The 1049-nt window shown below is 64.4% G+C and carries 1 protein-coding gene; it reads right to left on the bottom strand.

Annotation, left to right across the window (positions count from 1 at the left end):
• Positions 1-1049: alpha-amylase family glycosyl hydrolase (locus tag ACIRF9_RS52730; protein ID WP_403837839.1), on the bottom strand; the 1049-nt coding region annotated here is incomplete at both ends.

Raw genomic sequence — 1049 nt, 5'->3', positions numbered from 1 at the left:
GCGAGGCGGCGGCGGATGCCGATGTTGGCGCGCATCCGCGGGTCCTTCGCGTATTCCGCGTACATGTAGTCGCGTTCCTCGTCCGTCACCATTTCGAGGGTCAGCTCGTCGTGGTTGCGGAGGAAGATTCCCCACTGGCAGTTCGCGGGAATGGCCGGGGTCTTGGCGAGGATCTCCGAGACCGGGTAGCGGGATTCCCGGCGGACCGCCATGAAGATGCGGGGCATGACCGGGAAGTGGAAGGCCATGTGGCATTCGTCGCCGCCGGAGGCGTAGTCGCCGAAGTAGTCGACGACGTCCTCGGGCCACTGGTTGGCCTCCGCGAGGATCACCGTGTCCGGGTAGTGGGCGTCGATCTCCTTGCGGACCCGTTTGAGGAACTCATGGGTCGCCGGAAGGTTTTCGCAGTTGGTGCCCTCCCGCGCGTACAGGTACGGCACCGCGTCCAGCCGGAATCCGTCGATGCCCAGGTCCAGCCAGAACCGCAGCGCGGAGATCATCTCCTCCTGCACGGCCGGGTTCTCGTAGTTGAGGTCGGGCTGGTGGGAGAAGAAGCGGTGGAAGAAGTACTGCTTGCGGACCGGGTCGAAGGTCCAGTTGGAGACCTCGGTGTCGACGAAGATGATCCGGGCGTCGGCGTACTGCTTGTCGTCGTCGGCCCACATGTAGTAGTCGCCGTAGGGCCCGTCGGGGTCCTTTCTCGACTCCTGGAACCACGGGTGCTGGTCGCTGGTGTGGTTCATCACGAAGTCGATGATCACGCGCATACCGCGCTGATGGGCGGCGTCGACGAACTCCACGAAGTCGGCGAGGTCGCCGAACTCCGGGAGGACCGAGGTGTAGTCGGAGACGTCGTACCCACCGTCGCGGAGGGGTGATTTGAAGAAGGGCGGAAGCCACAGACAGTCGACGCCCAGCCATTGCAGGTAGTCGAGTTTGGCGGTGATGCCCTTGAGGTCGCCGACGCCGTCGCCGTTGCTGTCCTGGAAGGAGCGGACGAGGACCTCGTAGAAGACGGCGCGTTTGAACCACTCGGGGTCGCGGTCCTT

Origin of the sequence: Streptomyces sp. NPDC096132 (assembly GCF_044763345.1) — a bacterium.
Taxonomy (GTDB): domain Bacteria; phylum Actinomycetota; class Actinomycetes; order Streptomycetales; family Streptomycetaceae; genus Streptomyces.
This window is presented reverse-complemented; position numbering and strand designations above follow the sequence as displayed.